Below are 16,392 nucleotides of genomic sequence, written 5' to 3'. Positions count from 1 at the left end.
ATGTGTTGTTATGGTTGAACGGGGGGTGTCGTTTCCTGCATGATCTCGCCGATGGCTTTTACCAGTGCCTTCACATCGTCCGGGAAAATCTGGCCGATGTTCCCTATCCGGAAAGCATTGGTTTTGCTGAGTTTGCCGGGATAGATCACGAAGTTGCGGTCGCTGAGCTTCTGGTAAAATTGCCCAAAATCAAAGGCCGGGTCATCGGGGTACAAAAATGAAGTGATGATATGCCCCTGGATGTCCGGGCGGAGGTATTGCCGGAAACCGAGCGCGGCCATCCCGCTGTCGAGTAGTGCCTTGTTGGTTTTGTAGCGCTGCTCCCGGGCTTTGATGCCGCCTTCTTCCTGCAATTCACGCAGCGCCTGCTGGAAGGCCATCATGCTCAGAGTAGGTGGTGTGAACCGGAACTGGCCGCTCGTTTCCAGGCCATGCCATTGTTCGTACAGGTCGAGGCTGAGGGTACGTGCCTGCCCTTTTGTTCGTTCCAGCGCCCGGCGCTCGGCGATCACGAATGCGAAGCCTGGTATGCCTTCGATGCACTTGTTGGACGATGAAACGAGGTATTGGATGTGACAGTTTTTGATGTGGATGTCGACTCCGCCGAAACTGCTCATGGCATCCACGATGAATGTTTTGCCGTGTGCGGCGCAAATGGCCCCAATGTCCTCGATGGGATTAAAGAGCCCGGTAGTGGTTTCGCTGTGGATGCAGGCCACGTGCGTAATGCCGGGGTGCTGTTGTAAAAACGCTTCCACCGCGGCAGGTGCTGTGATGGTGTCTTCGTCAAACCGGATCACATCGTGCGCCAGGCGGTGCACGGCGGCCATTTTTACGATGCGCTCTCCATAAGCGCCATTGCTGAGGATGAGCAGGCGGTCGTTTTCGCCGATGGCGCTGCTGATCACGCTTTCCACCCCGAAGGTGCCCGAGCCCTGTATGATCACGGTTTCATAGCCTTCGGCTTTCGAAACGTGGCCGAGTTGCAGCAGCTCTTCCCGGATGTAACGGATGGTGCTGATAAATGCTTCATCGCGTGAGCCCATGTCTTCCAGCGCGGCTTCTTTGACCGTGCGGGATGTGGAGAGCGGGCCGGGTGTAAATAATAACTTCTTCATCATTTTATTCAATATGCGGTAATGTTTTGCAATCCTGCCGGAGGGGTGGGCTGCTGTTGATGCTGAAGGCGCCGCAGGATACCCTGTTTGCGGTTAAAGAAGATCACGGACAGCAGCAGCAGTCCCAGGCTGGCGAAGCAAAGCACATAGCTGAACTGCATCAGCACTTTGCTCCAGCGCAGGTCTTTCATGAAAAATTCACGGTACAGCATCAGTCCCACGCTGCCCAGGTAGCCTGTGGCATCGCAGGCATATACAAAAAAGCCGGCGTTGGCTTTCATTTTGAAGAGGGCGATGAGCCTTTCGAAAATGGCCATCTGGATGGGGATGTAGGCAAGGAACAATCCTGTGCCCAGCGTCAGCATCCAGGTGTAGGGGCCGATCACCTGCTGGCTGAACAGTAGCGAACTGCCGCCGGTGAGCAGCAGGCCGCCCGCCATCAGCGCCTGCGTGGCCCGCAGGCCACGGATGTTGTTGCGGATGAGGGAGAGGGACCCCACGCACACGATTACGATGACGGTGCTGATCAGTTCCGTTTGCGCCAGCACATTCTTATGCCAGTGTTTGCCGGATATTTCATTCCATATTTCCACGGAAAAATTGTCGCGGAAGTCGCGCATGGTGGTCAGCAGGCAATAGATCAGCACGATGCACAGCAGCCCCGGCCCATACTGACGGATGATGGTCGTTTTATCGGCAGGCGTCATCGGCACCCGTTCCGCCCGCAGTAATACGTCCGTTTCGGACGGTGCGGGTATTACGGACAGCATCCAGATAAAAAGAAAGAACAGCGGAAGGAAAAGCAGTCCGATGCTGAAAGGCATCCAGAATTCGGTGATAAAGGGCAACATGCCTTGTACTTCGAAGTAGATGGTTTTTAAAATACCGGAAGCGGCGATGATGCTGATGCTAAGGCCCATGCCGAGCAGTTCGGTAAACCGCCGGCCTTCGAGGAAACTGAAGATCACGCCCCATACCATTCCCAGCGGCAGGCCGTTGAAAAACAGGAAAACGAAGTTGTAGGGAAAGGGTACCAGGCCGAACCCCAGCAGCGCTAGCTCTGAGAAAACGATCAGGCCCGCGATCAGCGGGATTCTTTGCGAGGGTTTCAGTTCGGAGATGACTTTAATACCGGCAAACTTGGACACCATGTAACCCAGCACCTGGGCAATGAGCAGGATGGTTTTGTAGCCGAGTCCCCATAAATAGAGGTCGGCATACAGTCCCGTGTTAAATGGCTTGCGGAAGGCGTACATGCAAAAATACGTGCCGAAGGAGGCGGTCAGGCACCAGGCAATAAAGAATAACCCCGAAGGCTGCTGCAATTTTTTCGTAATAAATCTCACTGACGCGGTGTTTAGTATTACAAACCTGGTTGACTAATATTGTTTAATATTTGTAAATTATAAAATTCTTTTAACTTATCTGCTTTTGAGCGGGAAAAGTTCGGAAAAAACTCATAAATTCAATACTGTAGGCAACCTTTTATTGTTTGTACGAAGATCGCTGCTTTATTTTCATGAAACTTTCTGGCAATGTTAAGGAATTATTATTTTAATATTTATATACTGTTAATTTAGTAAGACTTAACATTTTGGTCGTATTAGGACAATATGTTTGCACCGGATTGGCTATCAAATCTGTCAAAATACATCAACCTAACAACGTTCCTTATGCAACACATTTTACAACCACCCCGGAAGGCGGCGCTGATGCTACTGCTGGCTTTCCTGTTCCCCTGCCTGCATGCGCTGGCCCAGCGGCAGCTTTCAGGTAAAGTTCTGACTGAAGATCAGCAGCCGGTACCCGGCGCCACCATCAAAGTAAAAGGAGCTGCCACCGGTACGGCCACCGACGGTAAAGGGGGCTTCTCCCTCTCTGTGCCCACCGGCGCGGTTTTGCAGATCTCCTCGCTGGGATTTGTTCCCCAGGAACTGACCACGGACGGCCGCCAGGAATTCACCATCATACTGGCGCAGGATAAAAAAGCGCTCAACGAGGTGGTGGTTACCGCACTCGGTATCAAAAAAGAGAAGAAAGCCGTGGGTTATTCGGTGCAGGAAGTAAAAGGCGCGGAACTGGTGAAAGCCAGGGAGCCGAATGCCATCAATTCGCTTTCCGGCAAGGTATCGGGCCTGCTCATCGCCAGTTCGCCGAACCTTTTCGGTAACCCGGTGATCCGCCTCCGTGGCGTGGAACCGCTGATCGTGGTGGACGGGGTACCCATCAGTTCCGATTCATGGAACCTGAGCCCCGACGATATCGAATCGTACAGCGTACTGAAAGGCCCCACCGCTTCAGCATTGTACGGCTCCAGGGGTAAGAACGGCGCCATCCAGATCTCCACCAAACGCGGCACCACCGGTACCCGCATCGAGTTCAACGCCAGCAACCAGCTGCAAACGGGCTACAACGCCATCCCCGAAACACAGAACGATTACGGCCCGGGTGACTATGGCGCCTATGCATTCGTCGACGGTAAAGGCGGTGGAGTGAACGATGTGGACTACAACCAGTGGGGGCCGAAATTCAATGTGAAAGATCCGACCACCAAAAGCGGATGGAAAGAACTCCCGCAATTCGACAGCCCGGTAGATCCTTCCTCTGGCAAGTCTATCCCCACTCCCTGGCTGCGCCGCGGCCCCAACAACCTCAAGAATTTCCTGCGGAACGGATTTTTGTCCACCACCAACGTGGCCGTTTCTTCCCGCAACGAAAAAACGGATATCCGTTTCTCCGCTTCCCACACCTATCAGCGCGGGCAGGTGCCGAATACGCATGTCAACATCACGAACTTCAACGTGACGGGCGGTATCAACTTTACGGACAAACTCCGGCTCGAAGCCAATGTGAACTATAACAAACAATACACCCCCAACTATCCGAACGTTGAATATGGTCCGAATAGTTTCATCTATTATCTCACCCTCTGGGGCGGGGCGGACTTCGATGTGAGGGACCTCAAAAATTACTGGCAGAAAGGAAAGGAGGGCATCCAGCAATACAACTTCGAGTACTTCCGTTATAATAACCCATGGTTTGTAGCCAACGAATGGCTGCGCGGATATTATAAAGACGATGTGTACGGTTATGCCTCCCTGAACTACAAACCACTCAAGAACATGAACGTGATGCTGCGCACGCACATCAATACCAGTAACCTGTTCCAGAACAACAAGCTGCCTTACTCCGCCGGAGCCTATGAAGCCAGTCTGAAAGGAAAATATCGTGAGTGGTACTACTATAACTTCGAAAACAATACGGACCTCCTGTTGACCTACGACAAAGACCTGGGCCGCCACCTGGAGCTGTCTGTCAACGCCGGCGCCAATCTCCGTTCGCTCAATTACCGCAACATGTACGGGGAAACCGGAGATCTGCTGATTCCCATGTGGTATAACTTCGAGAACACCAGCGAACCGAAGAGGCCGTCCAACTTCACTGCCACCCGGCAGGTGGGCAGCGTGTACGGAGCAGTGGACCTCGCTTTCCGCCAGTACCTCTTTTTAGGGCTCACGGGACGTATGGACAAATCTTCCACCCTGCCGCTGAAAAACAACGCTTATTTCTATCCCTCGGTTTCGCTCAGCGCCATCATTTCTGAAATGGTGGACCTGCCGAAGGCGATTACCTTCTGGAAAGTGCGCGGCTCTTATGCGCGCGTGGGCGGCGACCTGGAGGTATACAGCAACGTGGCGAACTATACACTGGGCACACGCTGGAACGGCATGCCGTCGGCAACCTATACGGACAAGATCTTTAATGAAGACATCAAACCGGCATTCAGCAGTTCCGCTGAAATCGGTACAGATATCCGCCTGCTCAACAACCGCCTGGGCATCGACGCGGCATGGTTCCGCAGTCTCGACGGCCCGCTGGTGTTCGACAACCCGGTGTCAGAATCATCAGGCTACAACGCCAAAAAACTCAACGGACTGAAATATGAAAGGAAAGGTTTTGAAGTGACGGTATCGGCCACCCCGGTAAAAACACAACGGTTTAAATGGGAAGTACAGGCCAACTGGTCAACGTACAAACCCATCCTGAAAGAAATCTACGGCAGCCAGCAAAAACTCGGCAATATCAAAATCGGGGAACGGTCAGATGCTTATTATACCACCGACTTCCAGCGTTCACCCGATGGCCAGATCATATACGGCAAGAACGGCGTACCGCCGAAAGATCCGCTGCCCAAGCGTGTGGGGTACTTTACGCCGGACTGGTTTGGCGGTATCTCCAATATGTTCAGTTACGGCAATTTCAGGCTGTCGGTGATGTTTGACGGGCGCTACGGCGGCAAAACGCTCAACTATGTGAACCAGAAACTCTGGCAGGGCGGCCGCCATCCGGACGCTGCGCCTCCTGAAAGAGAGAAAGACGCGATTACCGGGCCCGACGGAAAAACCATCCCCCACTGGATCGGCGAAGGCGTTGTGATCACGAAAGGAGAACTGAAGCGCGACGGTGACGGTAATGTGATTTCCGATACGAGGGAGTTCGCCAAAAACACGAACAAAACCACGTTCCAGGACTGGGCTAACAATGTGATGGGCGCCGAAATATCCAATATCATCGACCAGACTTTCATGAAGCTGCGCGACCTGTCGATCACCTACACAATCCCGGCCCGCTCCCTCGAGCGCACACCGTTCAAGTCGGCCAACGTATCGCTGGTAGGGCGCAACCTGCTGTATTTCTCCAAACATAAAAACATCGACCTCGATCAGTTCGTGGACGGGGCCAGTGCGCTGCAAACGCCTTCTGTTAAGAGCTTCGGCCTGAACGTCAACATCGTATTCTGATCCGTTTAAAACCACTATCATGAAATTCATTTCTTTGCTTATCATATGCGCAGGCATCGTATGCATGATGCCGGCCTGTAAAAAATACAGCGACCTGCAGGGCAACCCCAACAAACCGACCACGTCGCCGCCGGCGCTGTTGCTCACGGGCATCCTGATCGATCTGAAAGAAAATCCCTGGGACCAGGCACAACGGGAAAACCAGTTCTGGGTGTCGAACTTCGATTATTATGCATCGCAGGGTTACAACTGGTCGTCGACCGGGATGCGCTACGGCGTGCTGCGCAACATCCAGAAAATGGAAGAAGAGGCCAGAAGGCTGGGCGGCGATGAAAACGAGCCGTACCTGATCCTCGCCCGCTTCCTGAAAGTGTGGTGCTATATGGACATGACCATGAAGTTCGGCGACGTGCCGCTGCAGGAAGCCATGAATGCCGGCAACAACAACTTCACGCCGAAGTACGATGCACAGAAAGAGATCTTCGTGAACTGCCTCAAACAGCTGGATACCACGGCGCTGAACATGAACACTTTTTTAGGTGCGGCGGTGCGTAATAAAGTCAGCGGCGACTTCATGTTCGACGGCGATCTGAATAAATGGCGCAAGCTGATCAACGCCTTCCGGCTTCGTGTGCTGATCAACATGAGTAAAAAAGCGGGGGAAATCGATCTGAAAGTGAAAGAGCAATTCGCCGCCATCGTAGGCGCTCCGGCCACTTACCCGCTGCCGGAAAGCAATGCGGACAACTACAGCGTGGTGTTCAACGGGAATATACAGGAGAACCGTTATCCCACCGGCCCATACAACCGCGGCTTCGACAGGGCGCGCAACAACATGGGCGCTACCTATCTCGATTCGCTGACCGCCTACCGCGACCCGCGCACGTTTGAAGTGGCGGAACCGGTAGACACGGCCAAAACCAATAATGTTCCCGGTTTCGAAAAGCGTTTTTCATCATACAAAGGCGGCCGTACCGGCGATGTACTGAGCAACCTGTCCTCGCAAAACGCCAAAGGTTATTTATCTTACGGCAATGAAAAACGTTACTGGGCAACCGGCAACGGCGAGCCCTGCATTCAGCTTGGGTACGCTGAAGTATGCTTTACCATTGCGGAAGCCGTTAACCGTGGTTGGATAGCGGGTGATGCGGACAGTTGGTATAAAAAAGGCATCAAGGCATCGATGAATTTCTACGGTATTGCCGATGATGTGTTCACCAGCTGGCTGGCAGCCACACCGGCAGCACAATACAAGGGGAACAATGCGGAAGGGCTGAAACAGATCCTGCTGCAGAAATACCTGGCCTTTTTCATGAACTCGGGGCGGCAGGCCTATTACCAGTACCGCCGCACCGGTCATCCCGTTTTCGATATCGGCCCCAGTAACGCCAATGGCGACCGTATCCCGAAACGCTGGCTGTACCCTCAACGGGAATACCAGACGAATAACGAGCAGGTGAAAGCCGCGCTGCAAAGGCAGTTCGGCGGAACAGACGATGTCAATGGCGAGATGTGGCTGATCAAATAAAAAAAGAAGAGGCTGTATCTTACTTTGATACAGCCTCTTCTTTTTTATGCGGATGCCTGATAAAGGCAGGCGTTCAGGTGATATTTCTTTATAAGTTGACGCCCTTTACGTCCAGACCGTTGCCGTTGAGGTGAAGGTGTACCGCCCGGCCGTATTCCACGCGCAGGTCGTACGACTGCTCGATGGGCGTGCCGGTGGCGTATGCCAGCACAGAGCGGATAACGCCGCCGTGGGTCACCAGCGCGGTGTCTTTCCCGGACGCGGTCAGTTCTTTAAAGGCCGCAATGCTGCGGTTGTAGAGCTGGGTGTAACTTTCCCCGTTGGGCACCGGCTCGTGCAGGTAGTCGGCCATCCAGGTTTTGGCGGTGGTCACGGCGATGTCGTCCCATGTTTTCATTTCCCAGTCCCCAAAGTTAACTTCTTTCAAACGCTCGTCTGTCCGGAAGGTTTGGCCGAAAAGGAATGCGGCCAGTTTACTGCAGCGCTGCAGCGGGCTGGCGTATACCGTAAAGTTTTTATCGGGCAGAATTCCCTGCACGCGGCCCGCTTCTTCAGCGAAGGTCGATGCAAGGTCCAGGTCGGCAAATCCGTAACAGGTTCCGTAAGTCACAGCAGGCGTGGTATGCCTGATCAGAAAAATGTCCATATCAGGCCGCAAATATACGACTATTCTCCCAGCCTTTACCGGGCGGCAGTAATGGTTTCCACGGGCCTGAACTTATGCGCCAGGGCTTCGGGGGCGCCGAATATCTGCGGGTGGAACAGGTGGGCGAGCACTTCCACGCCGTCTACCAGCGTACTGGCGCTGGGTTGTGTGAACAGGTCGTAATCGGCCAGGTGCACTTCGTTGTTGCGTACTGCCTGCAGCTGATCCCAGCCGGGCGCCCGGGTGAGCAGGTGCAGTTCTTCGGCCGAACGGCCGGTCAGAAAGCCGCAGGGCGCTATCACCAGCACTTCTGGATCGTACCGGAGGATCTTTTCCCAGGGCGTCACAATGGAGTCGCCGGCGGGATTGGACAGCATGTCTACGCCCCCGGCATAGGCCACCTGGTATGGGATCCAGTGGCCGCAATTGTATACGGGGGCCATCCATTCCATGATCATCACGCGGCGAAGGGGGGCGCGGTGGGCGCGCAATGTATCCACCACGGCATCGAGGCGGCCCTGTAACCCGGCGAGGTAGCGGTAAGCGGCTGCTTCTTCGCCCAGCGCCTTGCCAATGGTGATGGCGCAGTTAAAAACATCTTCGAGATTGTTGGGGCTGAGGCTGATCAGCTCCGGCTGTTTAGGCAGTTTGTAAACGGCCTGCTGCGTACAGTGCGTATCGATCTGGCACACTTCGCATACGTCCTGCGTAAAGATCACGTCCGGCGCAATGGCGGCCAGCACCTCGTCGTCCGTATAGTACAGGCTTTTGCCCTGTGCTTTGGAGGCGGAAAAAATCCGGTCGATCTCCTCGCTGCTGTATTGTTTTCCTTCCAGCACGCACCGCACCACTTTTTGTTTTTCCGCCAGTGCGGCGGGCGGACACTCGAAGGTGATCCCGTCGAGCAGGTGCTGCAGGCCCATATCATAGATCATTTGCGTGGCTGCGGGAAGAAAGGAAGATGCGATCATGGTGGTAACAATTTATAAAAGAAAACGGCGCACCGATTCCGATGCGCCGCATTTTCCGGTTATTTTGAAACGGCCAGCGCCGGTATTTTGTGTTGCATAAACTCGAACAGCCCGAAGAAAATGCCGCTGTAAACGAGGTTGCTGATCAGGGTGTTTTTGATGTAGGGCGCGCCCATGGCGTAACACTTCATCAGGCCCTGCCAGTTTTTCGTATATGGCAGCCCGGTAGTGAGGTCGATGTTGGTCGGGTTCATCCAGGTGCCGAAATCGGCGATCAGCCAATACACGATGGCGCCGGCCACGGAAGCGGCGATGATATTCACCACGCGTACCTTTTTGATCAGCAACTGGCCGATGAGCACCACAGCCGCAAACGCGATGTAGTTCCAGTACCATCCGTCGAACATAAAACCGGCGGCATATTGTTTGTAAATCGTCTGCATCAGGATAACGTCGCTCACAAACAGCGCTGCGAGCGGGAATACGTAGCTCTTCCACTTATCCGCAAAATAGGCGCCGCCAAACAGCGCCATGGCGCCCAGCGGAGAGAAGTTGGAAAAAGGTGTAAGGTGCCCCGCCGCCGTTACGCGCAACACGCCCGCCACCACGATGAAAAGCAGCAATACGAAAAAGCGGGGTTGTAAGTTTTTAACAGACATACCAATGATTTAAAACGTTAAAGTTGAAATGCGATACCGGCCTGCATGGTGAAGCCCTGCACCGAATATCCGTAAATTTCCCAGTATTTCCTGTTGTTGGTGATGTTGTTGGCATTCACGAACACGCGGCCGGCATTGTTGAAACGGAACTCCGCATACATGTCCCAGATGGTGTAAGCCTTGAGCGGATGCGGTACGCCGGAGAACGAGCCGGGCGCATAATAAATATCGTCGCGGTCGCCGGTGTGGCGGATATTGGTGCCCACATAAAATTTGGAGAAGCGGTAACCCACATTCAGGCTGCCGGTATGTGCGGGCCGGCGCGCGAGGTTGTTGTACGAGGTGTCTTTACCGGGAACGGATGCCTGCGTGGTCACTGCGCCGTCCACATACGTGTAGAACGCTTTGATTTCAAGGCCTTTCACGGGACGGGCGGTTACTTCCACTTCCACACCTTTATCGTTCTGTTTATTATAGTTCACGTATTTGTAGTTGATGTAGGAAATCACATCCTTGATGTCCCGTTTGAAACCGGTCACCCGCAGGTCGAGCTTGTCACCCAGCAGCGAGGTTTGCGCACCGGCCTCATAGCTGGTCGCTTTTTCGGGCTTCAGCAGCGGGTTGCCCCACCTGCTGTACAGGGAAGTCAATGTGGGCGCTTTGAACCCGGAAGCGATGCTGGCGAAAACTTTCACTTTGTCCGCGACCAGGTACGAGGGATTGAGGGTGTAGGTAAAGTGATTGCCGAACTGGGAATGCAGGGTGTAACGGCCACCTGCTTCAAAGCTGAAACCACGGAGGTTTTTGATGAACAGGGAGGCATACGGGCTGGTGTTGTACTGGCTGCCGATACCGAATGTGCGGGTGCCGGTCAGCGTGGTGTCCATCAGTTCCGTTTTGCGGTATTCCACCCCCACGAGCGCCTGCAGCCAGCTGTTGATGTCGTAGTGGCCGTACAGGTCGCCGAAGTAGGCGCGCCCGTCGAGGTCGGTGGTGCCCCAGGCCGATTCATCGTGCCGCGTCACTTTCTGGTACCCGAAATTCGCATACAATTTGCCTTTGCCGAGGTCGTACAGGCTGCGGATGCCGGTGTGCACCATGTTGGATTTGTTGTTGTTGGTCAGGTTGTCCTGGAACGACCCGCCGTCGTACGCGCTTTTATAATCCGAGAAAAGGATGTAAGGCGTGAAGCGGAGCTGTTCGGTAGCCTGGATGCCTACGTTGGCCATGAAGCTGTTCTGCTTGTACCCGTCGCGATCGAACTTCGGGTTGGCCACCGTGTCGAAAGGCGCAGCTTCGGAGATGCCGTCTGTTTCAAAATGCGTGAAGGCTATATTGTAGTCTACATTTTCGTGTTTGCCCTGCAGGCCGGCCGTACCTTTCAGGCTACGGTTGCTGCCCCAGGAGAGGTTACCGAAACCACCCACGGGTTTGTTGCCGCCTTTTTTGGTGATGATGTTGATGATGCCGGCGATGGCGTCGGCGCCGTAGAGGGTCGACTGTGTGCCGCGGAGTATTTCGATGCGTTCCACCGCGTCGATGGGCAGCAGGCGGAGGTCGATCGCGCCGCCGGTGAGGCCGGTGGCATCAGCTACCGGGATGCCGTCAAGCAGAATGGGGGTGTATTGCGAAGTGGCGCCCCGGAAGTAGAGCTCCTTGTTTTTACCGGGATTGGAACCGGCGCCGTTGATAACGATACCGGCCTGTTCGTTGAGCACATCGGTAACGGTGCGGCCCACATTCCTTTCGATTTGTTCACGGGTGATCACCGTCAGCACTTTACCGGTTTCACTTTGTTTTTTAGCGAACTTGGTGGCGGTCACCACTACCGTGTTGAGCTGGGAAACGCCTGCGGAATCCTGTTCCTGGGCGAAAGCCGGTGCGGCGGTCATGAGTGCGATGGCCAGCAACGGGAAGTTGGTTGTTTTCATGTAAATGAAAGGTTGACAGATTTTAGGCTTGCAGGGGGAAATTGAAAAGTATCACATGCGCGTCGGTGCACGACACCCTCCGCTTTTCACCCGAAAGCGCGGATTGAATAAAAGGCAGGCGGCAGGTCTTCTGGCTTTCCCGCTTTCCGGTGGTACCTTCCCATCCTGCCGTCAGACAGAACAGTGGTTGCAGATACCGGAAAACGTTCCCTTCAAATGCAGGGAGCGGGATTACAGCTACGGGGATAGCTCCGGATTTTCACCGGATTCCCTATTAATGCCCTGGAGGCGATGTTATCGCCCTGGACAACCGTTTACCGGGGGCAAACCTACGGATATTTTATCTAAATAATCGGTTATCTTGTAAGTATGAGCATTAAACCGAAGCTGGGTCCCTTCGACCTTACCATGATAGTGGTTGGACTGGTGATTGGAATGGGAATTTTCAGAACGCCCATCAGCGTTGCCCGCGAAACGGGGACGCCTGTTCTGTTTTACACGGTGTGGGTACTGGGTGGACTGGTCACCCTTTGCGGCGCGCTCACCTACGCCGAGATCGGTTCGCGCTTCCCCGTGGCCGGCGGTTTTTACAAAGTACTATCCTACGGCTTCCATCCCGCCTATTCCTTCATGATCAACTGGACGCTCGTGATTTCAAACGCCGCGTCCGTGGCGGCGGTATGCCTTGTAGGCGCGGAATACATCGGTCCCGTGCTGCTGCCGGAAACGCTGCAGCATGAAGGCGGGCGCAAGGGCATCGCCATCGGCGCGATCGTTCTGCTGTACATCATCAATATGCTCGGCATCCGCATGAGCGCCAGCTGGCAGAACGTGCTCACGGTGTTCAAGATCACGCTCGTGCTGATGCTGTGCCTGGCTGCATTTACCAATCATATTGCGCCCGCGCCGCTGCAGGCGGCGGCGCCCGTCACGCATGGCTGGGCCTACATCTTCGGTGCGGCGCTCGTGCCCGTGTTCTTTACTTACGGCGGTTACCAGCAAACCATCAACTTCGGCAGCGATGTGCGGGAGCCGTCGAAGAACATGCCGAAAGCCATCTTCCTCGGCATCACCATCATTTTGCTGCTGTACATCACCGTGAATTATTCCTACGTGAAAGTGATGGGCTTCGAGCAGCTGAAACAAACCGATGCGCTGGCGGCCCGCATGGCCGGCGTTTTCTTCGGCGAATACGGGTTCAAGATCACTTCCGTGCTGCTCTTCCTTTCCGTGCTGGGCTATGCCAATGTGAACCTGATGAGCAACCCGCGCATGTATTACGCGATGGCGGAAGACGGTGTGTTGCCCGCGGTATTCAAACGGGTGAACGGAAAAACGCAGGTGCAGGAAACGGCGCTCACCGTGTTCGTGGTGCTGATCGTGGGCATGCTGTATTTCCTGAGCAACTTCGATAACATCATCCGGTATGTGATGCTGTTCGACTCCATCGGCCTTGCTTCCGCAGCCGCTACCATCTTCATCCTGCGCAAAAAAACAAAACACCTCGACGGCACGGGCATTTACAAACTGAAGCTGTACCCGCTGGTGCCGGTGTTTTTTATTACGGTATACCTCTTCGTGACGGTGAACATCTTCATCAAAGACCCCGGCCAGGCTTTCAGCGGCATGTTCTGGTTCGTGGCGGGCCTTCCCATCTACTTTTTCATGAAACGGGCGGTGCGGCCGGTTGGTGGCGTAAAAGAGTAGTTTCGTCACACGATGCTGCTGTTACGGTGATTGTTGTGTACTTTGCGGGGAGTTTCTATGCATATGGATTTATCTTATATAATTAATGAGCTGGGTGAAGAACGGGACCTCTATTTCAATGCGATCGCGCCCCCGATTGTGCAAAGCAGCAATTTTGCTTTCGACACGGTAGCGGCGCTCCGGGAGCTGCTGCTCGACGAGTACAATGGTTTTCTTTATTCCCGGGGCAACAACCCCACGATAGACATCCTCCGCCAGAAGCTGGCCGCGCTCGACGGCGCGGAAGACGCACTGGTGTTCGGCAGCGGGGCTGCGGCCATTTTCACGACCGTGCTGTCCCAGCTGAAAAAAGGCGACCATGTGGTGTGCGTGCGCGACCCCTACAGCTGGGCCAGGCGACTGTTTGAAAACATTTTACCCCGCTTCGGCGTAGACACCACTTTTGTAGACGGCACGGCCACCGCGCATTTCGAAGCCGCCCTGCAACCGAATACCGCGCTGATTTACCTGGAGTCGCCGAACTCGCTCACCTTTGAGCTACAGGACGTGGCCGCCATCGCGCAGCTGGCCCGCAGCCGGGGCATCACCACCATTATCGACAACAGTTACTGCACACCGCTATACCAGCAGGCGCATGTAATGGGCATCGACCTCTGCCTGCAGTCCGCCACCAAATTCATCAGCGGCCACAGCGACACCATGGCCGGTGTGGTGACCGGCACCCGGGAGAAGATCCGCCGCATTTTTGCGTCCGAATTCCTGAACATCGGCAGCGGCATCGCGCCTTTTAATGCCTGGCTGCTGCTGCGGGGCCTGCGCACCCTCGAAATCCGCCTGCAGCGCAGCGCCGCCAGCACCGCGAAGGTGGTGGAACGGCTAAAGCGGCATCCCCTTATCGAAAAAATATTCTTCCCCCTCGACCCGGACTTCCCGCAGTACGAACTGGCCACCCGCCAGATGAAAGGAGCGGCCGGCCTGCTCACCATCCAGCTGAAAGCGGATAACCGCGACCAGGTGGAACTGTTCTGCAATTCTCTTCAGCACTTCCTCATGGCGGTTTCCTGGGGCGGGCACGAATCGCTGGCCTTCCCCGCCTGCGCCTCCCTCAAAGCCGAAGATTTCAATGTGAACGAGCCGAAGCACCGGATGGTACGCCTGTACATCGGGCTCGAAGACCCCGGGTACCTGATAGCCGACCTGGAACAGGCGCTGGAAAAGATAGGGAAAGCATAAACTTCGTGGGCCGAAACCGGCATATCCTGGGTAAAGACAGGCTTATCCCCGGGCAATCCCGTTTGTGCGGGTTGGGGCGGACGCTCGCGGTACCATACTGGAGATAATTCATTACCAGGACTAGACCGGATCAATAAACAACCCTGTAAACCCCGTTTAGGACAGCGAACCAAACGGGACAACCGATAACAGGATTTTCTAACCAAAGGTGTAAACCTGTATCAGGACTAGACCCCAGGTTAATTTTCCATTACAAAACAGTGAGCTGCTCCAAAGCCTCTCCGTAGCAAGAGCGTAGATGAAGCATAGCAGAAGCATAGATGAAGCGTAGATACCCTAACATGCAAAGTTGTTTGCGGGGCCGACGGGGGTGTGAAAAAGTGCTGAAACCGGCCATGGGCCTGCATCGAGTGTTGCTCAAAAAAAATATCCCGGTCACGCAGATGGCCGGGATATTTTTTTGGTATGATACTATTTTATCAACCAGGCATGCGGCTGATGTATTTTTCCATTTCCTTGATCTGCCCCACGATCTGCTGTGTGGTGGGCTTCTGCGCTTTGGCGCGGCGGAAGTAGTCTTTGGCGGTTTTGAAGTCCCGGCGGCTCATGGCGATGGAGCAGAGCGTGAGCAGGGCGGCGGCGGTGTTTTCCTTGTCGGGCAGGCCCAGGCGCAGGGCCTTTTTCAGGTTGACGTCCGCTGTTTTGATGTCGTTTTTCTGGTAGGCGATAGTGCCCAGCTGGAAAAACTGCATGCCCTCGTATTCTTTCATCGGGCTGCCGGATTTGATGCTTTGTTTCACGGCGGCTTCCGCTTTGTCGAGGTCCTGGTTGTACATGGCCAGGTTGCTTTGCATGAAATAGTATACGGAGCGGATGGGTTTATAGAGCAGTTTCGGGAATTTGATCTGGTTCATGATGCGCATGGCGTTTTCCACATCGCCGGCTTCCACGGCTTCCTGCACCAGCCGCATCGGGCCGAAAAGGAAATGGGTCACGATACATATAACGGCCAGAATGAGCACAATGGCGGCTTCCCACCATCCAAACGCGATACCGAGGGCAATACCGGCGGCCAGCAGCACGATGCCTAACGGCAGGCGGTATTTGATAAATAAGTTAAATGCTTTCATAATTATTCGAAACGAAGGGCAAAGATACAATAACTAAAAAGGAAAAAACCGGCCAAATTTGGCCGGTTTTTTCCTTTTTAACAATAAAATGAGGGTTTACCCTTAATTCCGGTTGAAAGTGTACACGATGTACGCCGTTTTACCGTCAACAGTCACCGGCGCCCGCCATACCATGGAGGTGTTGTCTACAGACGACAGCTGTACGCCGTAACCGTCGGTGGTGTTTTTGGCTTTCACACCTTCCAGCAGTTCCTTGAACTTGAACATGATCACGCCGCCTTCATTACGGGTAGACCACATAATGTTCTGCGTGGTGGCTGTGCAGCCGGCACCGGTGGAGGTGATGGAATAGGAACCGTATCCGTTTTCGGGGAGGTTCCACTGGCTGCCTTCCAGGCATTTAGGCGGAATGTTGGAAAATACGGTACTGATCCTGGAAGTGGAGGGCATGCCTTCATAACTCACACTGTTCAACGTCCATTTGCCTTTGGCGGCCCTGTGGGTGCTGTTGGCGGTGGGGGCACTGGCTCCCTGCTGGGATGCGCATGCGCTCAGCAGCATGGCTGCTGCGCCGAAAACAGTAAACAGGCGGATCAATTGCTTTGTCATTGTTTGGATGTTTTTGATGATGGATAACAAATTTCCGGCCAAAAGTGTTGCACCCCCT

The 16,392-nt window shown here is 54.4% G+C and carries 12 protein-coding genes and 1 riboswitch; of the genes, 4 read left to right on the top strand and 8 right to left on the bottom strand.

From position 1 onward, the window contains the following. Positions 1-8: 8 nt before the first annotated feature. On the bottom strand, positions 9-1,121 hold the full coding sequence (locus tag EGT74_RS06235) for a 2-aminoethylphosphonate--pyruvate transaminase (RefSeq protein WP_123845658.1): 1,113 nt from the start codon (positions 1,119-1,121) through the stop codon (positions 9-11). A 5-nt stretch (positions 1,122-1,126) separates the two neighbouring features. After that, on the bottom strand, positions 1,127-2,464 hold the full coding sequence (locus EGT74_RS06230; protein ID WP_181954733.1) for a DUF5690 family protein: 1,338 nt from the start codon (positions 2,462-2,464) through the stop codon (positions 1,127-1,129). Between the two features lie 327 nt (positions 2,465-2,791). Here EGT74_RS06230 and EGT74_RS06225 point away from each other — a divergent pair, with 327 nt between their 5' ends. Continuing rightward, complete coding sequence (locus EGT74_RS06225; protein ID WP_158618029.1) at positions 2,792-5,920, top strand: SusC/RagA family TonB-linked outer membrane protein; 3,129 nt, start codon at positions 2,792-2,794, stop codon at positions 5,918-5,920. 19 nt (positions 5,921-5,939) lie between these two features. Then, complete coding sequence (locus EGT74_RS06220) at positions 5,940-7,448, top strand: SusD/RagB family nutrient-binding outer membrane lipoprotein (RefSeq protein ID WP_123845656.1); 1,509 nt, start codon at positions 5,940-5,942, stop codon at positions 7,446-7,448. 88 nt (positions 7,449-7,536) lie between these two features. Here EGT74_RS06220 and cobC read toward each other — a convergent pair whose 3' ends face one another. From cobC to EGT74_RS06200, 4 genes are read right to left on the bottom strand one after another with little or no spacing between them, the layout of a single operon-like run. Continuing rightward, entirely contained in the window at positions 7,537-8,094 is a 558-nt protein-coding gene (gene cobC / locus EGT74_RS06215; protein ID WP_123845655.1) for an alpha-ribazole phosphatase family protein, read from the bottom strand. Between the two features lie 35 nt (positions 8,095-8,129). Beyond that, entirely contained in the window at positions 8,130-9,065 is a 936-nt protein-coding gene (locus EGT74_RS06210; protein ID WP_123845654.1) for an ABC transporter substrate-binding protein, read from the bottom strand. A 59-nt stretch (positions 9,066-9,124) separates the two neighbouring features. Continuing rightward, positions 9,125-9,724 carry a DUF6580 family putative transport protein gene (locus tag EGT74_RS06205; RefSeq protein WP_123845653.1) on the bottom strand — a complete coding sequence of 200 codons (600 nt, stop codon included), beginning with the start codon at positions 9,722-9,724 and terminating at the stop codon, positions 9,125-9,127. A 17-nt stretch (positions 9,725-9,741) separates the two neighbouring features. After that, positions 9,742-11,655, bottom strand: a complete 1,914-nt coding sequence (locus EGT74_RS06200) for a TonB-dependent receptor plug domain-containing protein (protein WP_123845652.1) — start codon at positions 11,653-11,655, stop codon at positions 9,742-9,744. A gap of 103 nt (positions 11,656-11,758) precedes the next feature. Further along, positions 11,759-11,985, bottom strand: a riboswitch (cobalamin riboswitch). 39 nt (positions 11,986-12,024) lie between these two features. On the opposite strand from EGT74_RS06200, the gene EGT74_RS06195 reads away from it, so the two are divergent. Together EGT74_RS06195 and EGT74_RS06190 are read left to right on the top strand one after the other, a co-directional pair. Beyond that, on the top strand, positions 12,025-13,362 hold the full coding sequence (locus tag EGT74_RS06195) for an APC family permease (RefSeq protein ID WP_123845651.1): 1,338 nt from the start codon (positions 12,025-12,027) through the stop codon (positions 13,360-13,362). Positions 13,363-13,425: 63 nt separating this feature from the next. After that, on the top strand, positions 13,426-14,595 hold the full coding sequence (locus tag EGT74_RS06190; RefSeq protein WP_123845650.1) for a trans-sulfuration enzyme family protein: 1,170 nt from the start codon (positions 13,426-13,428) through the stop codon (positions 14,593-14,595). 479 nt (positions 14,596-15,074) lie between these two features. On the opposite strand, the gene EGT74_RS06185 is transcribed toward EGT74_RS06190, so the two are convergent. Both EGT74_RS06185 and EGT74_RS06180 read right to left on the bottom strand, forming a co-directional pair. Next, positions 15,075-15,725, bottom strand: coding sequence for a tetratricopeptide repeat protein (locus EGT74_RS06185; RefSeq protein WP_123845649.1), 651 nt, complete (start codon positions 15,723-15,725; stop codon positions 15,075-15,077). Between the two features lie 102 nt (positions 15,726-15,827). Next, positions 15,828-16,334 (bottom strand): hypothetical protein, encoded by a 507-nt coding sequence (locus tag EGT74_RS06180; RefSeq protein WP_123845648.1) that lies wholly within the window; start codon positions 16,332-16,334, stop codon positions 15,828-15,830. Positions 16,335-16,392: the final 58 nt, after the last annotated feature.

Origin of the sequence: Chitinophaga lutea, assembly GCF_003813775.1 — a bacterium.
Lineage (GTDB): Bacteria > Bacteroidota > Bacteroidia > Chitinophagales > Chitinophagaceae > Chitinophaga > Chitinophaga lutea.
Note: the sequence above shows the minus strand (reverse complement) of the source record. Positions and strands in the feature narration are given on the sequence as shown.